Here is a 23,581-nt window from a genome sequence, read left to right as displayed (position 1 = left end):
CCATGCTGGCACGAGTCGCCGAAAACGTATACTGGATGGGGCGCTACCTGGAGCGGATCGACGATACGGCGCGCCTGCTTAACGCCACCACGCACATGCTCATCGATTCGCCGGAGGACACCCGCTTCAGTTGGCCGGTGCTGATCGACGTGCTGGGAGAAGACGCCAAGGGCTTTATCCAGGAGGGCAGCTCCAGCGAGCTGGGCGTCATGCACTACCTGATCGCGGCGGAAGACAGCAGCGCGTCCCTGCGCCATTCCTGCGCCCAGATGCGCACCAACGCCCGCTGCGTGCGGGAGGTGATCCCCCGGGATTTCTGGGAGGAGATCAATTCCCTGCACCTGTTCGTGCAATCCGAGTGCAAGGTGGCGTCCAGCCGCGCCCAGCGTTACCGCATGATGGCGCAGGTGATCCGGCGTTGCCAGACGGTGGTGGGGGTGACCGACGGCACCATGCTGCGGGACGACACCTACCGCCTGTTCAATATCGGCCGTCACCTGGAGCGGGCGGACATGACGACGCGTATCATGGACGTCCTCGTGCTGCAGCAACTGACGCCGAGCGACGATCTCCAGGGGCGCCGGCATTTCCAGTGGAGCTCGCTGCTCAACGCGCTGGGGGCTTCCGAGTCCTACCGGCGTTACTATGCCGAGGAGGAGGGCACGACCGATGTCAGCGAATTCCTGCTGACGTTCGGCGCTTTCCCCCGCTCGGTGGCCTACTGCCTGAACAAGATCGAGTGGGAGGTGCAGACGCTGCCGCACGCCGATGCCGTGCTGAAAGCCTTGGCAAGTCTGCGCAAAGCGCTAGACTCTGAACCGCTGCACACGCTCTCGACGCTGCAGATGCACGAGTTGATCGACAACGTCCAGGCCGGTCTGATCACATTGCATGCGGCCCTGGTCAACGAGGCGTTGTACGCTCCGGCCGCCTGATTCGCGGGGATGACGTGACGGTTGGCCACCGCAGCGGGAGCCCCCGGCCATGGCAGGCGCGTTCAGCCTCAGTTGTTGCCGGAGCCATTAACCATTGCAAGGTTCGACCATGACCCGACTTGATGCGCCCCTGTCTCTGGACGCCCTGAGGCAAATCTATGCGTGTCCCTCGCCCGAGCGGGACGAGTGGCTGCCGCGCTGGGATCAGCCCGGCTGGTCGGACGTGCTGGGGTGGCTCATGGGGCAGGGCGGCGATGCATTGGGGGCGTTGTCCTCGGACCTGCAGCATCAACTGCGGGAACACGGCGCCACCTTCGATCCCCAGCATCAGCAGAACCGGACGCTCGACCTGTTCCCCTGGCTGTTCGATCTCCAGGAATGGCACACGATCGAAGCCGGTCTGATCCAGCGCCGGGAGCTGCTGTCGCGGGTGTTGAAGGACCTGTACGGCCCGCAGACATTGCTGCGCGACGGCATCCTGCCGCCGGAGCTGATCTATCGCAACGCCGGCTTCCTGCTGCCGTGTCACGATCTGCTGCCGGAGGCCATGGACTGGCTGGTGACCCTCGGTTGCGACCTGGGGCGGGACGCGGACGGCCGCATGACCGTGTTCGGCGACTGTTCACAATCTCCCGGCGGCATGGGCTACGTGCTGGAGAACCGGCTGGCCATCAACCAGGTGGTGCCGGAGCTGACCCAGCATTTCGACAAGCGCCACCTGGCGGCCTTCTTCAAGGATTTTCAGCGCGCCCTGGTGCCGCAGACGCCCTACGCCAGCGAACCCCTGATTGGCCTGCTGACCCGCAACTACCGCGACAGCCAGTATTTCGAACACGCGTTCCTGGCCAACTACCTGGACCTGGCGCTGGTCCACGGCGCCGACCTGATGTTCCGGGAGGGGCGCATCTGGCTCAAGACCCTGAGCGGCTTGCAGCCCGTCGACGCCCTGATCCGCTATATGCCCGACCACCTCAGCGACCCGCTGGAGCTGGACAGCGACATTGCCGGTAGCCCCGGTCTGTTGCAGGCCATCCGCCAGGGCAACCTGGTCTGCGCCAATCCGCCCGGCGCCGGGCTGGTGGACAGCGGCGCCTTGCTGCCCTTTATGGAGAAGCTCTGCCGCCATTTACTCGATGAAGACCTGTTGCTGCCGTCGGTGCCCGCCTACTGGTGCGGCGATCCGGAACATTGCGAGATCGTGCTCGACGAGCTGATCGACATGGTCGTCCACGACCTGGCGGTGCCCGACCAGCGCATCAGTTTCGCCAACGCCAGCCGGCGCGAGCGGGCCGCGTTGGCAGAGCGCATCAAAGCCGATCCGCAGCGCTTCGTGGCACGCCGGATACTGCCGCTGAGCACCGTGCCGGTGTGGCAGAAGCAGTCGGTGCAGTGTCGTTTTGCGTCTCTGCGGACTTTTGTTCTGCATCAGGCGAAGCACGACCAGGTGCTGCCCGGTGGTCTGGCCCGCTGTCACGAACAGGCGCTGCAACTGCAACTGGGACTGACCTCCCGTTTCACCGCCAAGGATGTCTGGCTGCAGAGTCCCGACGGCGATTCGGTGAGTCTGCTGCACAGCGCGCTGACCAAGGTGCGGTTGTCCCGCAAGAGCGGCCTGCTGCCCAGCCGGGTGGCGGATCACCTGTTCTGGCTGGGCCGCTACAGCGAACGCCTTAACCTAGCGTGCCGCGCCATGCGCGCGGCGCTGCCGCTGATCTCGACCCTGACGCGGGACGAGCAGGTACGCACCCTGACGCCTCTGGTGGAGTTCGCCTGTACCATCAACGGTGGCGTGTTCATGCCCACCGAGCAGGAAGACGAGCTGACCCACCAGCTCACCAGCCTGTTCCTGTATGAGCGCAAGGACGGGTTACTGTCGGTGTTGCAGGCCCTGATCATGAACGCCCAGTCCGTGCGGGAGTTTTTCAGCGAGGACACCTGGTACGTGCTGGAGCGGCTGCAAAATGCGCTCAACCAGTTCCCGGCGCGGGGCTCGGTGTCGCGCATGGACCGCGCCCTGGACGAGATCATCCTGCTGCAGTCGGCCATCTATGGCCTCAACAACGAGACCATGAGCCGCACCCAGACCCTGCGCTTCATGGACATCGGCCAGCACATCGAACGCGCGCAGCAGACCACCGCGCTGTTGCACAAGGTGTTCGTGAAATACCCGCAGCCAGGCAGCAACCTGATGGAAGCGGTGCTGCGCATGGCGGATACGTTGATGACCTACCGCCGCCGCTACCGCACCGAGCTGCACCCGGTGGCGATCATCGACCTGTTGCTGCTGGACGAGGGTACGCCGCGCTCGGTGGGTTACCAGTGCGCCCGGCTCAAACGGCAGGTCAGCCTGCTGCCCGAGCGGGACTCCACGCTGACCGGGCTGAATGCCGAACAGCGGCTCATGGTGGAGCTGGTGTCGCTGCTGCAACTGGTGGATCTGGAAGCGCTGGTCAGCGAGCAGGGTGAGCCTTCGTCACAGCTGGATGAGCTGCTCACGCGGATCAACAACCTGCTCACCAAGCTGTCGGAAGCGATCACGCTGGCCTATTTCAACCACGCGGATATCCCGCGCCCCATCGATGACGTCTGAGGCGCCGAGTCCATGAAATACCGCATCACGCACCTGACGCGCTACACCTACGAGCAGGACATCGCCAACAGCTACAATCGCGGCTGTCTGCTGCCGCGCAGCCTGCTGTACCAGAAGGTTGAGTCCAGCTCTCTGGAGGTCACGCCCACCCCCAGCAGCCTCTACAGTCACCCGGATTATTTCGGCAACCTCTATACCTTCTTCCACGTCAACAGTATCCACCATCGCATGGACGTGAAGGTCACCAGTCAGGTGGAGGTGATGCCGCGCGGGCTGGAAGGCACTCCGGGCCATTCGATGCCCTGGGAAGACGCGCTGAACCAGCTTGAAAAGGACCACTCCCCGCGTCTGCTGCAGGCGCGGATGCTGCGGGTGGGCACGCGCATGGCGCCGACCGATCCGGAGCTGGCGGCCTTTGCCCGGGACCTCTTCGAGCGGGGCCTGCCGTTGCTGGAAGGGGCGCGGCGGCTGACCCACCGGATCTTCAGTGAGTTCACCTACGACCCGGAATTCACCACCCTGACCACGCCTGTGCGGACTGTGCTGGAAGAGCGTCGCGGTGTCTGCCAGGACTTCGCCCACCTGGCGATCAGCGCGTTGCGCTCGCTGGGCATTCCGGCCGGTTACGTTAGCGGCTATCTGGAAACCCTGCCGCCGCCGGGGAAGCAGCGTCTGGTGGGTGCGGACGCCTCCCACGCCTGGTTCAGCGTGTTCGACCCGTCCCTGGGCTGGGTGGATTTCGATCCGACCAACGACCTGATGCCGGACGAGCGTCACATCACCGTCGCCTACGGCCGCGATTATGCCGACGTGGTGCCGCTGAAGGGCCTGATGAGTGGCGGTGGTCGTCATGATCTCCACGTGGAAGTGGACGTGATGCCCCTGGCCGGCCGTGAGACTCGCAGTGCAACCTCCTGATCCGCCTCGATATGCCAAATCGATCGTCGTGATGGGGTAGACGTTGGCCCTCACAATCGAAAGAATGAGGGCTTTCACACGCCGGAGGTTTTCCCGATGAGCGTAACGGACGATGCGCTGGCCACTGCCGCCGCAGCGCTGGGGGACACCCTGCGCGCGCAGGGCTTGATGATGACCACGGCCGAGAGCTGCACCGGTGGCTGGGTCGCCAAGTGCCTGACCGACCGCGCCGGCAGCTCGGACTACGTCGACAGCGGGCTGGTGACCTACTCCAACGCTGCCAAGACCGGGCTGCTGGGGGTACGCGAGAGCACCCTGGCCGAGCATGGCGCGGTCAGTGATCCGGTGGTGCGGGAGATGGTCAGCGGCGCCCTGGCGGCCACCGGCGCCGGCGTGGCGGTCGCCATCAGCGGCGTGGCCGGGCCGGGCGGCGGTTCCGATGACAAGCCGGTGGGCACGGTCTGGTTTGCCTGGGGGCGTTCGGCCGCTGACACCCACAGCGAGGTCCGCCATTTCGACGGTGACCGCGACGCCGTGCGCCGGCAGGCGGTGCTGTTCGCCCTGGAGCGGGTTCACGGGCACTTGGCCTGAGTTCCGGAACCGCTCCGATACTACGGGAAATACGACACTTGGCCCGGTCTATCTGTTGTGTTTTAATACTGTTCATATATACAGCGGAGGCTCAGCGGGCCTCAGGCCGAATCATTTCGTTCACGCCGTCAGGCGGCACAGGAAATAGAGGTTTTCGCAGCGATGGAAGATAACCGTAAGAAGGCGTTGGGCGCGGCTCTGAGCCAGATTGAACGCCAGTTTGGCAAGGGCGCGGTCATGAAAATGGGCGACCAGCCCCGGGAAGCCATTCCCTCCGTCTCCACCGGCTCCCTGGGCCTGGATGTGGCACTGGGGATTGGCGGTCTGCCTTATGGCCGGATTGTCGAGATCTACGGGCCGGAAAGCTCCGGTAAAACCACGCTGACCCTGCAGGTCATCGCCGAGGCCCAGAAGCAGGGCAAGACCTGCGCCTTCGTCGATGCCGAGCACGCGCTGGACCCGGTCTACGCCGAGAAGCTGGGCGTGGACGTGGACGAGCTGCTGGTCTCCCAGCCTGACACCGGTGAGCAGGCGCTGGAAATCGCCGACATGCTGGTGCGCTCCAATGCCATCGACGTGATCATCGTCGACTCCGTTGCCGCACTGACGCCGAAAGCGGAAATCGAAGGCGAAATGGGCGACTCCCACGTTGGCCTGCAGGCGCGCCTGATGTCCCAGGCTCTGCGCAAGCTGACCGCCAACGTCAAGCACGCCAACTGTATGATGGTCTTCATCAACCAGATCCGGATGAAGATCGGCGTCATGTTCGGCAGCCCGGAAACCACCACCGGCGGCAACGCGCTGAAGTTCTACTCTTCCGTGCGTCTGGACATTCGCCGTATCGGCTCGGTCAAGGAAGGCGACGAAGTGGTGGGCAACGAGACCCGCGTCAAAGTCGTCAAGAACAAGGTCTCGCCGCCGTTCAAGCAGGCCGAGTTCCAGATCATGTACGGTCGCGGCATCAACCGTCTGGCCGAGGTCGTGGACCTGGGCGTGAAGGAAGGCTTCGTCGACAAGTCCGGCGCCTGGTACAGCTACAACGGCGACAAGATTGGCCAGGGCAAGGCCAACGCCTGCAAGTTCCTGGAAGAGAACGCTGAAATCGCCGCCGAGATCGAAGGCAAGGTACGCGACAAGCTGATGCCCAAGCCGGAGAGCAAGGAAGAGAAAGAGAAAGCGGCAAAAGAAAGCGCCGAAGCCGAAACCACCAACGGCGAACTGCTTTAATTCCCCAAGCTGATTGGCGGAATCCGGAACACCCACCATGGCGGCAACGCTGTGGTGGGTGTTTTTGTTTCAGGGCGGATATTCCAGTCGCCGTCCGTTCCTGGCGTGCCGGGGCTGTATCGATGCGCTTCCACCTCTGTCTCATGGGAATCCCGACACGGTTGCCGTAGTTTGGTGACGTCGTGAACGGCGGGGTCTGCCTGGCGGGCCCTGTATCCGCAAGAATTGGAGGATTCACTGGATGATGACAGCGAGTTGTGTGACACGGGATTGGGCCGCCCGGCTGGGCAGCCTGACACTGATGGCCTTACTGGCCTTGCCGGCACAGGCGGGGACGGATCTGGCTGGTGTGGCTGTGCCGGGAACGGCGCCGGGTGAGGTTCTCAAGGTAACGAATTACACCGACGACGGAAGCCCGGGCACCTTGCGCTGGGCCCTGCAGAAGAACAACGCCGATCCCGGTCAGTACCGGATTGAGTTGGCGGTGACTGGCGACGGGCCCCACGTCATCCGGGTGCAGTCCGCCTTGCCGCCGATCAAGGGGCCGGTTGTTATCGATAACGTCAGCCATGATCGCGACGGCCGCTATGTCGTGGTTGACGGTGCCGACTATATCGGAGGCACCGATCCGCAGGACTGCCCCGGGGCCGTTGACGGCCAGTTCGGAACGAACGTGCGCACGACCAGCAAGCCCGGTCTCGTCCTTCGGGATACCCGCGCGGTTGAAATACACGGGCTGGAGATTCGCAATTTCTGCATCGGCGTGCTGGTGAACCGGGCCTCGGGTAACCTCATCCACGACAATCGCATTGTCCATAACATCGGCGGTTCCGGGGTGATGCTGACCGGAGACGACGGCCAGGGCAACAGTACCGCGACCACGACCGTTCACAACAAGATCCTCAACAACACCTTCGTCGATAACGGCGATGCGATGGAAGCTACTCGCGGAGCCGCGTTCAACCTGATTGCCGGCAACCGGGTGACGAGTTCGGATCAGCGTAATAACGAACCTTCCCAGGGGCTGGAAATCCTCTGGGGCAACGACAACATCGTCGTGAATAACCACTTCGAACATCTGTCCGATGGTGTGCAGCTTAACTGGGGCAATCGCAACTACATCTCCGGTAACACCTTCACGGCGTTGTCGTCGGGCGTCACCCTCAGCGGTACCGGAAACATCGTTGCCGGCAATACCCTGCGCGGCAATCGGGTGGCGGTGGCGGTTCGGCCCCAGCCAGTGCCGCCGGCCGAGGGTGAGATGGGCGCGCATCGCGTGCTGGGCGCGTCGATCAATACCATCAGTGCCAATCGCATGATCGACAATGGGCAGGATATCCGGCGCTGCTACGCTGGCGGTTCCTGCCTGCCGCAGATGAAAGGGGCCATCGTGTTCAACGTCCCGGGGCTGGAGCACGGCCAGTTCGAGGGCAATCGCGGCGGAGGTGTCGAAACCGATTCAGACAAGCTCGATCGGATCTGCGCACTGGATGGCCCGGCCGAAGGCTGCCAGGAAACGCCAAACCGGGGGCAGAAGGCGCCTGAATTGCTTGCGGTGAACGTCCCCGATGAGGGACCCGCAGAGATTGAGGGGGAACTGGCTGGGCTGTCTGACAGCCTGTACCGCGTGGAACTGTTTGCCAACCGGACGCCGGGTGAGACCGAGGCAGAGGCATACCTGGGCTTTATCCGAGTGGCACTGAACGATGATGGGAAGGCGACGTTCCGCTTCCCGCTGGCGGCGGAGCAGTTGGAGGGTGTTCGTAATGTCACCGCCACCGCGACAACGCCCGATGGCGCGACGTCCATGCTAAGCGAGCCGCTTGCGCTGTAGCGGTTACCTGCGCGGGCCAAGTATGGTGCCGAGCGCCTGGGGTGTCGGCCGGTCGCCATCAACCGGTGCTGGAGGCCAGCTCCGCATCCAGCCATTCCGGCCCCACCACGCAGTTGCGGCCCTGGCCTTTGGCCGCATACAACCGCTCGTCGGCCTTGCCCAGCAGGTCTTCCACCGTCGATCCGTCCAGCCCGATTTCGGCGATACCGGCACTCAGCGTCTGGCTCAGCGTGACGTCGCCGAACACCAGCGGGCGCTCCGCCAGGGTCTGGCGCAGCATCTCGGCCACCTGCAGCGCCTGGGCCGCGGTGGTGTCAGGCATCAGGATGCCGAATTCCTCCCCGCCCAGGCGGCAGGCCAGGTCGCTCAGGCGTAGCCGTTTGCGGATCAGCGCGGCGATCTGCACCAGGGTGCGGTCGCCCACCTCATGGCCGTAACGATCGTTGACCGACTTGAAGAAGTCCAGGTCGAACAGAATCAGCGACAGCGGTGTGAGTCGGCGTTGGGAGCGTCGATTCTCCCGTTCGAAGTACTCCCTGAACATGGCACGGTTGGCCAGCCCGGTCAGCGGATCGGTGCGCGCCAGCCGCAGGAGCTGTTTTTCCGAGCGCTCGCGGCTGACCTCGTACACGTGTGAAAACGTCAGGACGCAGAGGGTCAGGATCGCCATATTGAGGATCGGAATGGGCTGCATCAGCTCCGACGAGTGGCGGAACTTGAGAAAGAACAGCGCACCGGCAATCGCGGTAAACATCACCGACAGCGCCAGCCCCAGACGGCGGCCGTGCAGCAGATGCGCCAGGATCGGGATCAGCAGCACCCAGCCAAAGACGCTGACGGTGGAGCGCGGGGCAAACAGGGCGAACATCATCGTGCTGAAGAAGGGCAGGGTGTAGGCGAGCATCCAGCGGTTCAGATGATCCGTGTCGCGGATGGCCCACAGCAGGAACAGGGAGTAGACCGCCATCACGATTTCCGCGACGGCCACAGCGACGTTCCCGGCGCCGACGTTCAGGGTGGCGAAAATAATGCCGGAGACGGCCGTGATCCACAGCAGCGCCACCAGAACCGCGCGGCGATGGGGTTGGTCGTGCTCTTCCAGAGGGGGTGAATTGTTCATCGTGGGGTACGCTTCCATCGTCTGCCCCGCACTGTGCGGTCGCCCAGCGCAAAAGAATCAGTCTAGCCCAGGCGCTGGGAATCGCCTGTAAAACAAGGTCAAACATCGACCGACAGGATGTCTTGGCCGGCTTGTACCGAGAACGGTGCCGGGGCACAGTATCAGGCTCGGAAATCCAGTTACGTCCATGCCGGGAGCCTTCATGAAACGCCTGCTGATCGTCGCCCACGCGCCATCATCCAACACCCGCACCCTGCGGGATGCCGTTGCCCGGGGCGCCGGCCATGAGGATGTCGAGAACGTGGCCGTGACCGTGATGGCGCCGCTGGAAGCCGGGCCGGACGATGTGCTGGCCTGTGACGCCATTATTCTAGGCACCACCGAAAACCTGGGCTACATGAGCGGCGCGCTCAAGGACTTCTTCGACCGAAGCTACTACCCCTGCCTGGAAAAGACCCAGGGTCTCCCGTTTGCCTTCTATATCCGCGCCGGGCACGACGGCACCGGCACGCATCGGGCTATCGAGTCCATCACCACGGGCCTGCGCTGGCGCCAGGTCTGTGATCCGGTGCTGTGCCGGGGGGAATACCAGGCGGCGTTCGAGGCCCGCTGTGAAGAGTTGGGGCTGTACGTCGCGGCCAGCCTGGACGCCGGGTTGATCTGATTCAGCCTGCCAGGCGGTTATAGAAGCCCTCGATGCGGGACAGGGCGTTGTCCATGGCGCGAGTGTAATCCTGCTGGCTGCAGCAGTAGCGGAACTGGATGCCGAGACGGTAGCCGGCCTGATAGGGCAGGCAGCTGGTGATTTGCGCGGGGACGCCGGATTCGTTGATGTACTTGCCCGCAAAATCCAGGGACAGGCGGGTGCCGGGCGACAACGGGCGTGCGGAAATCACCGCCAGGCCGTAGCGGTTGATGTCCAGGCAGTGAACGTCCAGGGCGGTTTTCTCGCGGCCCAGGAACCCTTTCTCGATCAGGTGCACCCTCAGGCTGGGCGCCGCAAAGCGCGCCTTGATCCGGCGATTCGTTGTGGTACTGCGCATAGCCCTGACATCCGTTGCTTGTTGTTGGTTCTGGCCTCAGACGCTGGTGTCGAGCCGTGCGCCGCGCCGGTCTTCGGGGTTGACGGGCTGGCGGGTCCTGGCGTCGAGCAGCGATGGGCTCCGTCGACCACTGCGCCGTCGTCGGCGCTCGGGGCCGTCGAAGGCTTCCTGCTGTCGCCGCCGGTCCGGCTGCGTGCGCCGGTCGGCGGGTTTTTTCAGCGGTACGGTGGGCGCCTCATGGGACGCTTCGGTCCGTTGCTGGTTCGTTCGTTTCACCCGGTCGAGGGTGCTGAGCCCGTACGGTGAATTGCGGTGGATTTCCATGTCGTCCAATCTCTCTGACAAGCACTTCGCGAAGTACTTCATCTATACATCTAGTTTAGGGTTTAACGGCCGGGTTGTGTAAATCTTGAACAAGATTTCACAGTTGCGTCCGCAGGTGGCGACAGGGCGGTGGTCTCCTTCTACAATGCTCGGAACCACAACGAACAGGGAATGTGTCGCAACATGTTCCCGGCAAAGGATTCTATTTCCCGGAACAGGACGGCGCCTTGAAGTCACTGCCTCTGAAACAGCTGTACAAGACCTGCGATTCCAAACATTTCCCCTTCAGGACCACCCGCGAGCTTGAACCCCTCGAGGAAATCGTTGGCCAGAACCGGGCCCAGGAAGCGGTGCGTTTTGCCCTGGCCATGCCCCATGGCGGCTATAACGTCTATGCGGTGGGCCGTAACGGTCTGGGTAAGCTGACCATGATGCTGCGCTATCTGCAGCACCACGCTGACAAGGATGGCCACAGCTACGACTGGTGCTACGTGGCCAACTTCGAGGAGCCCCGCTCGCCGCGGGTACTGCGTTTGCCGGCGGGCGAAGGACAGGTGCTCAAGCAGGACATGGAGCGCCTGATGCAGCGCCTGACCCAGGTGATTCCCCAGACCTTCGAGGGAGACAGCTTTCTGGAGCGCGCCGAAAAGCTGAAGAACGACTATGGCCAGCGCCAGGAAGAGGAGCTGGAAAAAGTCGCCAAGCAGGCCAAGCGCAAGAAAGTCAGCCTGACGGTCAGCACGCCGGGTGGCTATCGCCTGATCGCCATGAACGGTGAGGAACCCCATACCCAGGAAAGCTTCGCCGAGCTGACTGAAGACGAGCGCACTGAATTCGAAGACATCATCAACAAGCTGGAGAAGAAGCTGCGGGCGGCCCTGCGCAAGGTGGCGGACCTGGAGCAGGAGTACACGGACAAGCAGCAGGCGCTGAACGAGGAAACCCTGGAAAGCATTACCGGCCACCAGCTCGACGCGCTGGCGGCCAAGTACAAGACCTACCCGGACATCGTCAGTTACCTGGAGAGTGTGCGTAAGGATCTGGCCGACAACCTGGAGATCTTCCTGGAGGACAGCGAAGACCAGGCGGCCATGGCCTACGCCTCCCTCGACCGGAAAATGCCCCGGCGCTACCAGGTCAACCTGATGGTTCACCACAAGGACCAGGAGGCGCCGGTGGTGGTAGAGGACAACCCCACCTACCACAACCTGTTCGGCTACGTGGAGAACGTCACCTATAAAGGAACGGTGTTCACCGACTTCTCGTTGATCCGCCCGGGCAGCCTGCACAAGGCCAACGGCGGCTATCTGCTGATGGACGCCATCAAGGTGCTGGAGCAGCCGTTCGTGTGGGATGGCCTCAAGCGGGCGCTGCGCTCCAAGGCGCTGCACATCAATTCCCTGGAGCGGGAACTGACCCTGTCCGGCACCATTTCCCTGGAACCGGAGCCAATTCCCCTGGACGTGAAGATCGTGCTGCTGGGTGACCGGGAAACCTGGATGCTGCTGCAGGAGTACGATCCCGAGTTCTCCGAGCTGTTCCGCATCACCGCGGACTTCGAGAACGAGATGCACCGCACGCCGGAGACCGAACTGCAGTACGCCAAGTTCATCGCCAGCGTGGTGGTGGACAAAAAACTGCTGCACTGCGACCACAAGGCGGTGGCGCGGGTGATCGAATACAGCTCGCGCATTGCCGATCATCAGCAGCGCCTGTCCCTCCACGCCGCGGACGTGGCCAACCTGCTGCGCGAGTCCGACTACTGGGCTCGGGAAGCCGGCGCCCGCATGATCCACGCCACTCACATCGAGCAGGCCCTGGCCAGCGCGCGTTACCGCAGCAGCCGCATTCGCGATCAGTATTTCGACTCGATCCGTGACGGCACCACGCTGGTGTCGACCGCCGGAAGCCGGGTGGGGCAGGTCAACGCACTGTCGGTGCTGTCCACCGGTGGTTTCGAGTTCGGCATGCCCAACCGGATCACCGCGACCTCCTACTACGGCGACGGCGACATCATCGACATCGAGCGCGACGTCAAACTGGGCGGCAACATCCACTCCAAGGGCGTCATGATCCTCACTTCATGGCTGGCTTCGCGCTTCGCCGTGAACGATCCGATGCACCTCTCCGCCAGCCTGACTTTCGAGCAGAACTACGGCGAAGTGGACGGCGACAGCGCCTCGGTGGCGGAACTCTGCGCATTGCTCTCCAGCCTGTCCGGCGTGGCGGTGCGCCAGGATCTGGCTATCACCGGCTCGATGAACCAGTTTGGCGAGGTTCAGCCCATTGGCGGCGCCAACGAGAAAGTCGAGGGCTTCTTCGAGACCTGCCGGATCCAGGGGCTGAGCGGCAGCCAGGGCGTGATCCTGCCGGCGTCCAACGTCCAGAACCTGATGCTCGACAGTGAAATCCTCGATGCGGTACGCCGCGGCGAATTTGCCATCTATGCTGTTAGTAGTGCGGAAGAGGCGATTGGCCTGCTGCTGGGCATGCCCGCGGGCAAGGCCAACGCCAAGGGGCGCTATCCGGCCAGGTCGGTCTTCGGTGTGATCCAGAAGCGGCTGGACGACATGCGCGAGCACGAACGCCAGGAGTCAGGCGGCGACAAGAAAGCGGGCCACGAGTCGGGCCCCCACGTGCATCAGGCGGGCTGAATCAGCCGGAAGGTCAGGTTGAAGCGGTCGGCGCCGCCGCGCCGGGTCTTGGGAATCTGGTGCTGATAGGCCGATTGCAGGCCTGGCGGCATGATCAGCAAGCTATTGTGGGGCAGGTCGATGCTGGTGAACAGCCGGCGTTCACCGCTGCGGCGGAACTGGAAGCGGCGCTCCTCACCCAGCGACAGCGAGGCGATCACAGGCGCTGCCCCCAGTTCCGGCTCGTCGTCGCTGTGCCAGCCCATGCTGTCGCGACCACCGCGGTACCAGTTGCACAGCACGCTGTTGAAGCGATGCCCGGCCAGGTCGCCAACACGCTCACGCACCTGATCCAGCTCTGGCGTCCAGGGTTCCGGCGCCATGTCGTGACCGGAATAGCGGTAATGCGCGTCATCGTCACCGATCCAGGCCTGTAGCCGTGGCGACCAGTGCCACTGCCCAAACAGTTGCAGGCGCGCCTGGTACCAGGGCAGCGTCTTGGGCAGGGCGTGACACAGACGCTGGGCCAGATCGCGGGGCAGGGCGTCGTGGACGAGGCGGACCTGGAACGGGGGCAGGTCGAAAAAAGCTTCTTTTTCAAGGGCCAAGCGCATCGAAATTCCTGTCGTTATGAGGACATTCAGGTCAGGAAAGGCTATGGTTATACGATACAGTATGACGTTGCTCGTTGCGGCGCTCATTGCATGGTCGGCTCTGGCCGGGGCAGACGAAGCCGTGACCCTCAGCGGGCCGCTGACCCAGGGCAGCCTGGTTTACGGCCAGGTCGAACCGGGCAGCCAGGTCTGGTTGAATGAGCGCCCTGTGCGTGTCACCGCCGACGGCCACTTTGTGATCGGGTTCGGCCGGGACGCGGCGCTGGAGCAGGCGCTGAAAGTCGTGAGCCCAGCCGGCACGCAAAGCTCGCGCGCCCTGAGCCTGACCCGTCGGGACTATCGCGTGCAGCGGGTCGACGGTGTCCCTCAGCGCACGGTGACGCCGTCGCCATTGAAGGCCGGGCGGATTCGCATCGAGGCGGTGGAAGTTCGCCGTGCCCGCAAGGCGGACAGCGATCGGCAGGACTTCCTGGGGCCGTTTATCTGGCCGGCATCGGGGCCGATCACCGGTGTTTACGGCAGCCAGCGCGTCTACAACGGCAAGCCCCGGAGCCCGCATTTCGGGGTGGACGTGGCGGCGCCCGAGGGCGCTCCGGTCCTTGCACCGGCGGCGGGCACGGTTACCCTGGCCGAGCCGGACCTGTTTTTCTCCGGCGGCACGGTGATTATCGATCACGGCTACGGCGTGAGTTCGACGTTCCTGCACATGAGCCGGCTGTCGGTCCGACTGGGCCAGCCGGTGGAGCAGGGCGAGAAAATCGGCGAGGTGGGCCGCACCGGTCGGGCGACCGGGCCACACCTCGACTGGCGCATGAATTGGTACGATGTTCGCGTTGACCCGGTGAGTGTGGCGCCGCCCCTGGTGGACGGCCACACGCCGCCGGCGACCGCTCTGAGCCAGCGCGACGAGGACGATGCAGAACAACGAGATGGGACAAAGGTGGATCCATGACTGAGAATACAGAGACGGTTTTTGTAGTCGAAGACGACGAAGCGGTACGTGACTCCCTTGAGCTGTTGCTCAAGTCCTCCGACAAGGCAGTGGAGACCTTTGCCACGGCCAACGCCTTCCTCAGCAGTTACAACGAGGACATGGCCGGCTGTATCGTTCTGGATATCCGCATGCCCGGCATGGACGGCATGGAACTGCAGCGCCATCTCAACGAAAAGAATTCGATCCTGCCCATCATCTTCGTCACCGGCCACGGCGATGTGCCCATGGCCGTGGATGCCATGAAGCAGGGCGCGGTGGATTTCATCCAGAAACCGTACCGTGAAGAGGACCTGCTCAAGAAGATCGAACAGGCCCTGGAACAGGACCGCGAACAGCGCAAGACCCTGGGTCAGAAGCAGGAGATCATGCGTCGCATCAACATGCTCACCCCGCGCGAGACCGAGATCATGGATCGCATGATCGCCGGCCAGGCCAACAAGGTGATCGCCATCGAGCTGGACATCAGCCAGCGCACCGTCGAGATCCACCGTTCCCGGGTCATGCACAAGATGGGCACCCATTCCCTGGCGCACCTGGTACGTATGGTCATGTCCGTAAAGGACCGTATCGACGCTTCCTGAAAGCCACGCCAAGATGGCCATTCATTCTGAGTCGGCACGGACTATATGACAGACATTGTGAGCGAGCGCGACGAGGCCACGATCCTGCTGGTCGATGACAATGCGCAGAACCTCAAGGTGCTCTACGAGACCCTGAAGGATCGCGGTTATCGGCTGCTGATCGCCAACGAGGGGGAAAAGGCCCTGGCCCTCGCCGAGCGCCACCAGCCGGAAGTGATCCTGCTGGACATCATGATGCCCGGTATGGACGGCTACGAAGTCTGCCAGCGGCTCAAGGGCAATCCCGACACCGCCGATGGTGCGGTGGTTTTCCTGTCGGCGCTCGATGACGTTGACGCCAAGGTCAAGGGTTTCTCCCTGGGCGGTGCGGATTACATCTCCAAACCTTTCCAGGCTCAGGAAGTCATTGCCCGTGTCGCCACGCATGCCCGTGTCATCCAGCTCGAACGCCAGCTGCAGGAACGCAACCGGCAGCTGGAAAGCGACCAGGCCCGCATCCTCAATGCCATCAGCGAAGGCATCTACGGCCTGACCCGCGATGGCGAAATCATCTTTGCCAACCCGGCCGCCGGTGCCATGTTGGGCGTCGAGCCCCAGGAGCTGGTGGGGCGCAACTTCTTCGAACTGCATTTCGGCGATGTCGCCGACGCCGGGTCCCTGCCGGTGATGGGCACCTGCCGCGAGGGTGTGGCCGAACACCAGCGCGGCATCACCCTGCATCGACCCGACGGCGATACCTTCCCGGCGGAGTACCGCTCCAGCCCCAAGCTTGAGGAAGACGACGTGCTGGGTGCCGTGGTGGTGTTCCGCGACATTTCCGCCGAGCTGGAAAACGAGCGCGCCCTGGACGAGGCCCGCGAAACCGTGGACGCCCAGCGCGACCAGTTGGCCCATGCTTCGCGCCTGTCCACCATGGGTGAGATGGCGGCGGGGTTTGCCCACGAGGTGAACCAGCCGCTGACGGCGATTTCCAATTACGTGCGGGTGTCCGCCCGTATTCTGGCTGCGGACGACCTCAACCGGGATCTCGCCCAGCAGACGCTGCAGAAAATCGAGGCCCAGGCGCACCGCGCCAGCGAAGTGATCCGGCGTATTCGCAGCTTCGTGAAGAAGCCGGCCACCGGCAAGGAAGTGATCAACGTGGCGTCGCTGCTGGAGGAAACCCGCCAGTTCGCTGAGGTCGACGCCCGCACCAACCAGGTGGCGGTGGAGCTGGACATCGACGACGATGTTCCCGATGTGCTGGCCGATCCCATCCAGGTGCAGCAGGTCGCGCTCAACCTGATCCGCAACGCGTTGGAGGCCACCCGCAGCGCCAGGAGCACCGATCCGGTTCATGTCAGGGCGTCGATGATCGACGCGTCGCACGTCCGTATCGAAGTGCTGGACCGTGGCGTGGGGCTTCCGGAGGACGCCGAGGACAAGCTGTTCCACCCGTTCTTCACCACCAAGCAGGAAGGCATGGGGATCGGACTGGCGCTGTGCCGCAGCCTGATCCAGTCCCAGGGCGGCGAAATCGGCTTCGAGCGTCCCGAAGAGGGCGGTGCGCGCTTCTACTTCACGCTGCCGGTGGCGCCGGTGACGGCGGAGCAGCCGGTCGAAGAAGCGTCTGAGTAAGGCGGCGGTCTAATGGCCGCTTTGAGCCCATGGGTACTGGCGTTCGCCATGTAGCGGACGCTTCAGCTTCCGAGCCGTCCATGGGACGGCCGAGGCCTTCCCCGATCCAGGGGGCATCTGGCAACCATGAGCGCCTGACCCTCTGCGTAGTCTTCTCCGGCCCTCTCCCGCGAGGGGAGAGGGAGATTATCGCGGTGCTTTGGGGATACGGGTGTTTTGCAACCCCTTCTCAAGCTTCTGCGGCATGAGATCGTCCGCCCCCGGATCCTCTCTTTCTATCCCCAGACAATCTCGCCCGTCAGATGCGGCGCGTCGCCTTTTTCGTTCAATAGCTGGTAGGCCCAGTGATCCTTCTTTTCGTCCCAGTTGAGCTGCGCCTTGCCCGGCAGGAATAGCGGCTTCTTGAAGCTGGCTGTGACGGTTACAGGGCCGTCCTGCCAGCCGTGCTGTCGTTCCAGCAGCGCCAGGCAGTGCGCCTTGCTCCACATGCCATGGGCGATTGCCCTGGGGAAACCGAACAGCCTGGCGGACAGCGCGTGCATATGGATCGGGTTGAGGTCGCCGGAGAGCCGGCCATAGCGACGTCCCAGCGACGCCCCGGCGGTGATCGTGGCATGGTTGGGATAGCTTTCCGGCGCCGGCGGTTTCGGTTTGGTGCCCGCTGCCTCGTTCCCGCCCCTGGCCTGACGGTACAGGTTGGTGCTGGTTTCCCGCCAGATCCGGCGGCCCGCGCTGCTGGCTTCTGTGACCAGATCGAACTCGATGCCCTTGTCCGTGGCCACCTGGTTGTCGAGATGCACGCGGATGTCGAGGCGCTCACCGCAAGCGATGGGGCGCACCTGCTCGATGCGATTGCGCAGGTGCACCAGTCCCAGCAGCGGCAGGGGAAACGACGGGTCCGTCAGCAACCGCAGGTGCAGTGGGAACGCCAGTATGTGCGGCCAGGTCAGGGGCATGCGCGAGCCGCCGCGAAAACCGCACACCGCGGCGTAGCGTTCGAGGCGGTGGGTGTCGCTGGTGACCCCCAGCAGTTCGGCCTGCAGCGGCGGAATGACCGGCGCGGACTCGCCAGAGCCACCGGCGCGCAACGCCTTGCCGTAGAGTGACCACAGGTTGGGAGGCTGGTGGGTGTAGGAAATGACATCCGGCATGGTGATCGACCTCGTCGGTGTGCTGGTTCGTCCTTGTGGTGGGGCGTATTCGGTCTATTATGAGTCATATTGGGCCACAGTCCGGAGCGACGGTCTGATCCCGACCCCAAAGGATGGGGAATTTCCGGCGTCTCCGGCCGACCGGCGCCCGTCACATGGCGCCCGGTTCGGCGCTACTGGTTCGGCTTAAAATCTGGTACAACTGTCCAGAGTTCGAGGGGGTTGGCCGGCCGTCGATGCGACGGCGATGGTCTGGAGGCGACACGCCCTGAGTGGCTGAGTGTCTCAGACCGGTTCCCGGCGGACATTGACTCACCCGTCAAATCGCCGGGGCGAGCTGGCCAACGCAGTACCACAATAAAGGAGCCCATGAAGAGCTCCCACAACAATAAGCGGGATCAACATGCAGGAACTTCGTGATGCGGGTGTGATGTTGCGTCTGATCTATCAGGCCATGAAACGCAAAGGGGTCGACACGGACGAAATCCTCCGACGCCTCGGGGTCGATGAGAGCTACCTGAATTCGGCCCAGCTCCGGACGCCCCACAACGCACAGCTCTTCTTCTGGCAGATCGTCGAGGAGGTCTCCGGCGACCCGGATATCGGTCTCCACCTCGGCCAGAACCTGCCCACCTACAAGGGCCAGGTGCTGGAATATCTCTTCCTCAGCAGCCCTACATTCGGCGAAGGCCTGCGCCGGGCTCTCAACTACCAGCGCCTGCTCAGTGATGCCGCCAACAACGAGTTCTTTATCGACGGCGAGCAGGCCTGCCTGGTTCTGGACGCCGCCTCCGATGAGGTGCGCCGTCTCAAACACTTCAATGAATGCTTTGTGCTGGGGCTGATCATCTTCTTCAAGTCCATTACCGAGGACCGATTCGAGTGTTCCCGGGTGGAATTCGAACATCAGCGTGACGCCGGCGAGGATCACGTGGCCGAGGTACTTGGCTGTGAGGTGGTCTTCGGTGCCGAGGAGAACCGGATGTATTTTCCGGCGCGCCTGCTGGCACACGCCTCTCCCCACGCCGAGCCCGAGCTGCTGGCGTTGCACGAACGTTTCGCCAGCGAGCAGGTGGCGCGTCTGGAGAAGAAGGACATCGTGGGGCAGGTGGAGCGCATCATCGCCGAACTGCTGGACAGCGGCGAGGTTACCCTGGATTCGGTGGCCGAACGGCTGGATATCAAACCGCGCACGCTGCGCACCCGTCTTACCGAGGCGGAAACCAGCTTCAACCAGGTGCTGGCGGATTTCCGCTACCGGCTGGCCCGTCAGTTGCTCGCCACCACCGACGAGTCCATCGATGAGATTGTCTACCTCACCGGCTTTTCCGAACCGTCCACCTTCTACCGGGCATTCAAGCGCTGGTCGGGGATGACGCCGATCGAATACCGCAAGACCGCCCAGGGGCGGGAAGTCTACCTGGACGCCCAGGCCGGCTAGTCCGTATGGCTCCGCCTGTCGGGTGGGGCCGGTTCGTTTCCCTCAATGCCCGAAAAATCGTTTAAAAATCAGTCTTTTTTAAGGCGTTTCAAAAAATTTTCAGAAACCTTGGTCAAAAGCGTTGACATGAAACAGGACCTCTATATAATGCGCCCTCGTTGTCGCTACTGAACGGCGTCAACGAATAGCGCGGAGCGGTAGTTCAGCTGGTTAGAATACCGGCCTGTCACGCCGGGGGTCGCGGGTTCGAGTCCCGTCCGCTCCGCCATTTTTCCTTCCCCTGCTTTTCTCTGATTTCCCTTTTCTCTTTTTCACGATCTTCTTCAGTTCCAGTCCGTTCTGTCATCTGGTTGTCATCCGCCGGTCATACTCTCCCCGGTATTCTGGTTTTCGCACGCCTCCATTCTAGGCGGCCAGTACAGGAGACAATGCCATGATTGATTACGAAGAAGAGCTGCTCGACCGCTACTTTGACGAGCTCGAGGATGAGGACGACGGCGACGATGCCGTTGAGATGTGAGGTCGCTCGACGCCGACAGGTCAGGGCTGTGCCGGCCGACGGTGTTGACCCGGACTCATCCCGAACCAGCGCCGGTAAGCCTTGTGGAAGGCCGGCGGGCCGGAGAATCCGAGCAGCCAGGCAATTTCGGCAACGTTAAGCCGCGTTTCCAGCACGTAGTCCGCCGCCAGGTCCCGGCGGGTTTCATCCAGCAGGTCCTTAAACCGCGTCTGTTCCGCGTTCAGCTGGCGCTGTAGGGTCCAGGGCGCCATGCCCAGTTCCGCCGCCACCTCCTCCAGGGAGGGCGATTGCCCGTCCAGCATGGGTGTCAGTTTTTCCCGCACCTGATCCATCACCGTCCAGCCACCGCGAATCCGTTTGAGTTGCGCCTCGCATTGTTGGCGCAGCGCCCGGTGCATGGCCGGATGCGCCTCCAGCGACGGCGTGGCGGCGATCTCCGGGCGGATCTGCAGGTGGTTCTCCCTCGCCCCGAAAGTGACCGGGCATTGAAACCATGCCTCGAATGCGGCCCGCTCGCCCTGGTCCGGGTATTCAATGCAGACATGCTCCAATACCGCGTCCTGAGCCGTCATGCGCCGCAGGAACTGGGTCCAGCCGGCCATCACCGAATCCACCACGAAAAAGTTGTAGCGGTTGTAGGGGCGGATGGAATAGAAACACGCCCGGTGCCGCACTGCATCGTAATGGGGGTGCCCGCGGCTGTTGCGGCTGTTCAGTAGGGAGTAGGCGATGATCGTCGCCAGGCCTTCGCCGGCGGTTGCCGCGCTCATGCCGGCCAGGCCCGACAGCCCGGCATCCACCGGGCGGTTCAGTGCGCCCATGGACAGCCCCAGGTTGGGGTGACCGGTGCGCCGGATGGCCGCGTGGCCCAGCCGCATGAAGCGGGGGATGCTGATTCGGGCTTCGGGGGTCTGCAGGAGCGTCTCGCCGATGCCGAACTGCTCGAAGTCCGGAGCGATGTCGTGTCCCAGGTCGGCGACGGCGCGCGCCATTACGTGAAGGTAGAGCACGCTGATATCACCCAGGGCGTGGCGGCGGCGAGCGGGCATGGCGGCTTCCGTTATTTTTGAAATGTTGTCTGAAGATAATCAAATGTTATTTGAGGATATTGTCCGGTGCAACGGCGGCCAGTAATTTAAGCGCCAACGGCCACAGAGCCGACTCGAATAACCGATGAGGAGACCGTCATGACCGCCCAGACCACCGCTGCGGGCCATTCACTTTACCCCCGACTCCTGGAACCGCTGGACCTCGGTTTCACCACGCTGCGCAACCGGACCCTCATGGGCTCCATGCACACCGGCCTGGAAGAAATGCCCAACGGCTTCGAGCGCATGGCGGCTTTCTTTGCCGAACGGGCCCGCGGCGGTGTGGGCCTGATCGTCACCGGCGGCATCGCGCCCAATCCGGAAGGTGCGGTGCGTCAGCACGCCGCCAAGATGGACACCGAGGAAGAGGCGGTCCAGCACCAGGTGGTGACGCGGGCGGTCCACGAAGCGGGGGGCAAGATCTGCATGCAGATCCTCCACGCCGGCCGCTACGCCTATCATCCCGACCTGGTGGCGCCGTCGGCGATCCAGGCGCCGATCAACCCCATGTCGCCCAAAGCGCTGGACGAGGCGGGCATCGAGAAGCAGATCGAGGACTACGCCCGCTGCGCCGAGCTGGCCCGCAAGGCCGGCTACGACGGCGTCGAGATCATGGGCTCGGAAGGCTACTTCATCAACCAGTTCATCGTGGCCCACACCAATCACCGTACCGATGGCTGGGGTGGCGCCTACGAAAACCGTATCCGGCTGCCTATCGAAGTGGTGCGCCGCGTGCGCGAGCGGGTGGGGGATGATTTCATCATCGTCTACCGTCTGTCGATGATCGATCTGATCGAGGACGGCAGTACCTGGGAGGAAGTGGTGCATCTGGCCAGGGAAATCGAGAAGGCCGGGGCCACCATCATCAATACCGGCATCGGCTGGCACGAGGCCCGTGTGCCCACCATCGCCACGTCCGTGCCGCGCGGCGCCTTCACCAAGGTCACTGCGCGCCTGAAAGGCGAGGTGAGCATTCCCCTGGTGACCACCAACCGCATCAACATGCCGGATGTGGCCGAGCAGGTGCTGGCGGATGGCGACGCCGACATGGTGTCCATGGCGCGCCCGTTCCTGGCGGATGCCGACCTGGTGCGCAAGGCCGAGGAAGGTCGGGCCGACGAGATCAACACCTGCATCGGCTGTAACCAGGCCTGTCTGGATCACACCTTCGGCGGCAAACTGACGTCCTGCCTGGTCAACCCACGCGCCTGCCACGAGACCGAGCTGACCTACGTGAAGACCGCCGCGCCGAAGCAGATCGCGGTGATCGGTGCCGGCCCAGCGGGTCTGGCCTTTGCCACCGTGGCGGCCGAACGCGGCCATCACGTTACCCTGTTCGATGCCGGCAGCGAGGTGGGCGGCCAGTTCAACGTGGCCAAGCGCATTCCCGGCAAGGAAGAGTTCTACGAAACCCTGCGCTACTTCCGGGTGATGCTGGACAAGCACGGCGTTGAGGTGAAGCTCAATACCCGCGTCACCGCCGACGACCTGGCCCGGGACGGGTTCGACGACATCGTGCTCGCCACCGGCATCGAGCCGCGCCTGCCGGCCATCGACGGCATCGATCACCCGATGGTGATGGGCTATCTCGACGCGCTGCTGCAGCGCCGCGAGGTGGGACGTCGGGTGGCCGTTATCGGCGCCGGCGGCATTGGCTTCGACGTGTCCGAGTTCCTGGTGCACCGGGGCGAATCCGCCTCACTGAACACCGAGCACTTCATGAAAGAATGGGGCGTGGATCTGAGCGTGAATCACCGCGGCGGTATCCAGGGCGTCGAGGCCGATGTGCCGGAACCGGCGCGGCAAGTGTTCCTGCTGCAGCGCAAGGCGTCCAAAGTGGGCAAGAACCTGGGCAAGACCACCGGCTGGATTCATCGTTCGTCCCTGAAGATGCGCAATGTGCAGATGATCCCCGGTGTGGCGTACCGCAGGATCGACGACCAGGGCCTGCACATCACCGTCACCCAGAAAGGCGAGGAGCAGGGCCAGGACCACATCCTGGAAGTGGACAACATCGTTGTCTGCGCCGGCCAGGAGCCGCTGCGCGAACTGCAGCAGTCGTTGCTGGACGCCGGCCAGCGTGTCCACCTGATCGGCGGGGCCGACGTGGCCGCGGAACTGGACGCCAAGCGCGCCATCGACCAGGGCAGCCGCCTGGCCGCCGAGATCTGATCGCCCCTGCCTGCCAGCGCCACGACCACCGCTTCCGACGGTGGTCGTGGTTACCTTTCGCGCCGTCCCGGCTGCCGCTGCCGGCCTTTGCTGTCCTTCCCGTTTCAAATCTTTGCAGTTTTGTACTTACCGTCTGAATCCGGACGTCTACAATAGGCGTTGAATTAAGGACCCATTTCGTTGGTTTC

At 63.5% G+C, this 23,581-nt stretch carries 19 protein-coding genes and 1 tRNA gene; 14 read left to right on the top strand and 6 right to left on the bottom strand.

Annotated elements, in window-relative coordinates; genetic code table 11:
* Window positions 1–2: 2 nt before the first annotated feature.
* The 6 genes from GQB00_RS14055 (at window position 3) to GQB00_RS14030 (ending at window position 8,095) form a co-directional block, all read left to right on the top strand.
* Window positions 3–935, top strand: coding sequence for an alpha-E domain-containing protein (locus GQB00_RS14055; protein ID WP_165856801.1), 933 nt, complete (start codon window positions 3–5; stop codon window positions 933–935).
* A gap of 109 nt (window positions 936–1,044) precedes the next feature.
* Window positions 1,045–3,525 (top strand): circularly permuted type 2 ATP-grasp protein, encoded by a 2,481-nt coding sequence (locus GQB00_RS14050; RefSeq protein ID WP_165856800.1) that lies wholly within the window; start codon window positions 1,045–1,047, stop codon window positions 3,523–3,525.
* Window positions 3,526–3,537: 12 nt separating this feature from the next.
* Window positions 3,538–4,443, top strand: coding sequence for a transglutaminase family protein (locus GQB00_RS14045; protein ID WP_165856799.1), 906 nt, complete (start codon window positions 3,538–3,540; stop codon window positions 4,441–4,443).
* 96 nt (window positions 4,444–4,539) lie between these two features.
* Complete coding sequence (gene pncC, locus GQB00_RS14040) at window positions 4,540–5,034, top strand: nicotinamide-nucleotide amidase (protein WP_165856798.1); 495 nt, start codon at window positions 4,540–4,542, stop codon at window positions 5,032–5,034.
* A 162-nt stretch (window positions 5,035–5,196) separates the two neighbouring features.
* A complete protein-coding gene (gene recA, locus GQB00_RS14035; protein ID WP_111497827.1) occupies window positions 5,197–6,261 on the top strand; it encodes a recombinase RecA in 1,065 nt (354 codons plus the stop codon).
* A 241-nt stretch (window positions 6,262–6,502) separates the two neighbouring features.
* Window positions 6,503–8,095, top strand: a complete 1,593-nt coding sequence (locus GQB00_RS14030; RefSeq protein ID WP_207950796.1) for a NosD domain-containing protein — start codon at window positions 6,503–6,505, stop codon at window positions 8,093–8,095.
* Between the two features lie 58 nt (window positions 8,096–8,153).
* Here the strand turns inward: GQB00_RS14030 and GQB00_RS14025 are convergent, their stop codons facing one another.
* The gene (locus GQB00_RS14025) at window positions 8,154–9,215 is read right to left on the bottom strand and encodes a GGDEF domain-containing protein (protein WP_111497826.1); all 1,062 of its coding nucleotides are present in this window, start codon (window positions 9,213–9,215) and stop codon (window positions 8,154–8,156) included.
* 202 nt (window positions 9,216–9,417) lie between these two features.
* Here GQB00_RS14025 and GQB00_RS14020 point away from each other — a divergent pair, with 202 nt between their 5' ends.
* Window positions 9,418–9,879: a flavodoxin family protein gene (locus GQB00_RS14020; protein WP_165856797.1), complete on the top strand. Its 462-nt coding sequence runs from the start codon at window positions 9,418–9,420 to the stop codon at window positions 9,877–9,879.
* Between the two features lies 1 nt (window position 9,880).
* On the opposite strand, the gene GQB00_RS14015 is transcribed toward GQB00_RS14020, so the two are convergent.
* Both GQB00_RS14015 and GQB00_RS14010 read right to left on the bottom strand, forming a co-directional pair.
* Complete coding sequence (locus GQB00_RS14015; RefSeq protein WP_165856796.1) at window positions 9,881–10,258, bottom strand: PilZ domain-containing protein; 378 nt, start codon at window positions 10,256–10,258, stop codon at window positions 9,881–9,883.
* Window positions 10,259–10,294: 36 nt separating this feature from the next.
* Window positions 10,295–10,603, bottom strand: a complete 309-nt coding sequence (locus GQB00_RS14010) for a hypothetical protein (protein WP_165856795.1) — start codon at window positions 10,601–10,603, stop codon at window positions 10,295–10,297.
* A 206-nt stretch (window positions 10,604–10,809) separates the two neighbouring features.
* Here GQB00_RS14010 and GQB00_RS14005 point away from each other — a divergent pair, with 206 nt between their 5' ends.
* On the top strand, window positions 10,810–13,236 hold the full coding sequence (locus tag GQB00_RS14005; RefSeq protein ID WP_111497822.1) for a Lon protease family protein: 2,427 nt from the start codon (window positions 10,810–10,812) through the stop codon (window positions 13,234–13,236).
* On the opposite strand, the gene GQB00_RS14000 is transcribed toward GQB00_RS14005, so the two are convergent.
* Complete coding sequence (locus tag GQB00_RS14000) at window positions 13,224–13,829, bottom strand: alpha-ketoglutarate-dependent dioxygenase AlkB family protein (RefSeq protein ID WP_165856794.1); 606 nt, start codon at window positions 13,827–13,829, stop codon at window positions 13,224–13,226. The genes GQB00_RS14005 and GQB00_RS14000 overlap by 13 nt on opposite strands.
* A 61-nt stretch (window positions 13,830–13,890) precedes the next feature.
* Here GQB00_RS14000 and GQB00_RS13995 point away from each other — a divergent pair, with 61 nt between their 5' ends.
* From GQB00_RS13995 to GQB00_RS13985, 3 genes are read left to right on the top strand one after another with little or no spacing between them, the layout of a single operon-like run.
* Window positions 13,891–14,781 carry a M23 family metallopeptidase gene (locus GQB00_RS13995; protein WP_228276814.1) on the top strand — a complete coding sequence of 297 codons (891 nt, stop codon included), beginning with the start codon at window positions 13,891–13,893 and terminating at the stop codon, window positions 14,779–14,781.
* Window positions 14,778–15,404, top strand: coding sequence for a response regulator FixJ (gene fixJ, locus GQB00_RS13990; protein WP_165856792.1), 627 nt, complete (start codon window positions 14,778–14,780; stop codon window positions 15,402–15,404). The genes GQB00_RS13995 and fixJ overlap by 4 nt, the downstream gene beginning before the upstream one ends.
* Before the next feature lie 45 nt (window positions 15,405–15,449).
* Window positions 15,450–17,021, top strand: coding sequence for a response regulator (locus tag GQB00_RS13985; RefSeq protein ID WP_165856791.1), 1,572 nt, complete (start codon window positions 15,450–15,452; stop codon window positions 17,019–17,021).
* A 275-nt stretch (window positions 17,022–17,296) separates the two neighbouring features.
* Here the strand turns inward: GQB00_RS13985 and GQB00_RS13980 are convergent, their stop codons facing one another.
* Window positions 17,297–18,172, bottom strand: a complete 876-nt coding sequence (locus tag GQB00_RS13980) for a MaoC/PaaZ C-terminal domain-containing protein (RefSeq protein WP_165856790.1) — start codon at window positions 18,170–18,172, stop codon at window positions 17,297–17,299.
* Window positions 18,173–18,575: 403 nt separating this feature from the next.
* Here GQB00_RS13980 and GQB00_RS13975 point away from each other — a divergent pair, with 403 nt between their 5' ends.
* On the top strand, window positions 18,576–19,613 hold the full coding sequence (locus GQB00_RS13975; RefSeq protein ID WP_111497816.1) for an AraC family transcriptional regulator: 1,038 nt from the start codon (window positions 18,576–18,578) through the stop codon (window positions 19,611–19,613).
* 191 nt (window positions 19,614–19,804) lie between these two features.
* Window positions 19,805–19,881, top strand: a tRNA-Asp gene (locus GQB00_RS13970).
* Window positions 19,882–20,153: 272 nt separating this feature from the next.
* Here the strand turns inward: GQB00_RS13970 and GQB00_RS13965 are convergent.
* Complete coding sequence (locus GQB00_RS13965; protein WP_165856789.1) at window positions 20,154–21,182, bottom strand: AraC family transcriptional regulator; 1,029 nt, start codon at window positions 21,180–21,182, stop codon at window positions 20,154–20,156.
* 138 nt (window positions 21,183–21,320) lie between these two features.
* Here GQB00_RS13965 and GQB00_RS13960 point away from each other — a divergent pair, with 138 nt between their 5' ends.
* Window positions 21,321–23,393 (top strand): NADPH-dependent 2,4-dienoyl-CoA reductase, encoded by a 2,073-nt coding sequence (locus GQB00_RS13960; protein ID WP_165856788.1) that lies wholly within the window; start codon window positions 21,321–21,323, stop codon window positions 23,391–23,393.
* Window positions 23,394–23,581: the final 188 nt, after the last annotated feature.

Source organism: Marinobacter sp. JSM 1782161 (assembly GCF_011421605.1).
Classification (GTDB): domain Bacteria; phylum Pseudomonadota; class Gammaproteobacteria; order Pseudomonadales; family Oleiphilaceae; genus Marinobacter_A; species Marinobacter_A bohaiensis.
The sequence above is the reverse complement of the archived record's forward strand: the minus strand, read 5'-3'. Positions and strand labels throughout refer to the sequence as shown.

Coding starts and splice junctions, on each gene's coding strand:
- pncC (WP_165856798.1), top strand. CDS start 4,540: ATGAGCGTAACGGACGATGCGCTGGCCACTGCCGCCGCAGCGCTGGGG.
- GQB00_RS14000 (WP_165856794.1), bottom strand. CDS start 13,829: ATGCGCTTGGCCCTTGAAAAAGAAGCTTTTTTCGACCTGCCCCCGTTC.
- recA (WP_111497827.1), top strand. CDS start 5,197: ATGGAAGATAACCGTAAGAAGGCGTTGGGCGCGGCTCTGAGCCAGATT.
- GQB00_RS13965 (WP_165856789.1), bottom strand. CDS start 21,182: ATGCCCGCTCGCCGCCGCCACGCCCTGGGTGATATCAGCGTGCTCTAC.
- GQB00_RS13975 (WP_111497816.1), top strand. CDS start 18,576: ATGCAGGAACTTCGTGATGCGGGTGTGATGTTGCGTCTGATCTATCAG.
- GQB00_RS13995 (WP_228276814.1), top strand. CDS start 13,891: ATGACGTTGCTCGTTGCGGCGCTCATTGCATGGTCGGCTCTGGCCGGG.
- GQB00_RS13960 (WP_165856788.1), top strand. CDS start 21,321: ATGACCGCCCAGACCACCGCTGCGGGCCATTCACTTTACCCCCGACTC.
- GQB00_RS14055 (WP_165856801.1), top strand. CDS start 3: ATGCTGGCACGAGTCGCCGAAAACGTATACTGGATGGGGCGCTACCTG.
- GQB00_RS14015 (WP_165856796.1), bottom strand. CDS start 10,258: ATGCGCAGTACCACAACGAATCGCCGGATCAAGGCGCGCTTTGCGGCG.
- GQB00_RS14025 (WP_111497826.1), bottom strand. CDS start 9,215: ATGAACAATTCACCCCCTCTGGAAGAGCACGACCAACCCCATCGCCGC.
- GQB00_RS14045 (WP_165856799.1), top strand. CDS start 3,538: ATGAAATACCGCATCACGCACCTGACGCGCTACACCTACGAGCAGGAC.
- GQB00_RS13985 (WP_165856791.1), top strand. CDS start 15,450: ATGACAGACATTGTGAGCGAGCGCGACGAGGCCACGATCCTGCTGGTC.
- GQB00_RS14020 (WP_165856797.1), top strand. CDS start 9,418: ATGAAACGCCTGCTGATCGTCGCCCACGCGCCATCATCCAACACCCGC.
- GQB00_RS13980 (WP_165856790.1), bottom strand. CDS start 18,172: ATGCCGGATGTCATTTCCTACACCCACCAGCCTCCCAACCTGTGGTCA.
- GQB00_RS14050 (WP_165856800.1), top strand. CDS start 1,045: ATGACCCGACTTGATGCGCCCCTGTCTCTGGACGCCCTGAGGCAAATC.
- GQB00_RS14030 (WP_207950796.1), top strand. CDS start 6,503: ATGATGACAGCGAGTTGTGTGACACGGGATTGGGCCGCCCGGCTGGGC.
- fixJ (WP_165856792.1), top strand. CDS start 14,778: ATGACTGAGAATACAGAGACGGTTTTTGTAGTCGAAGACGACGAAGCG.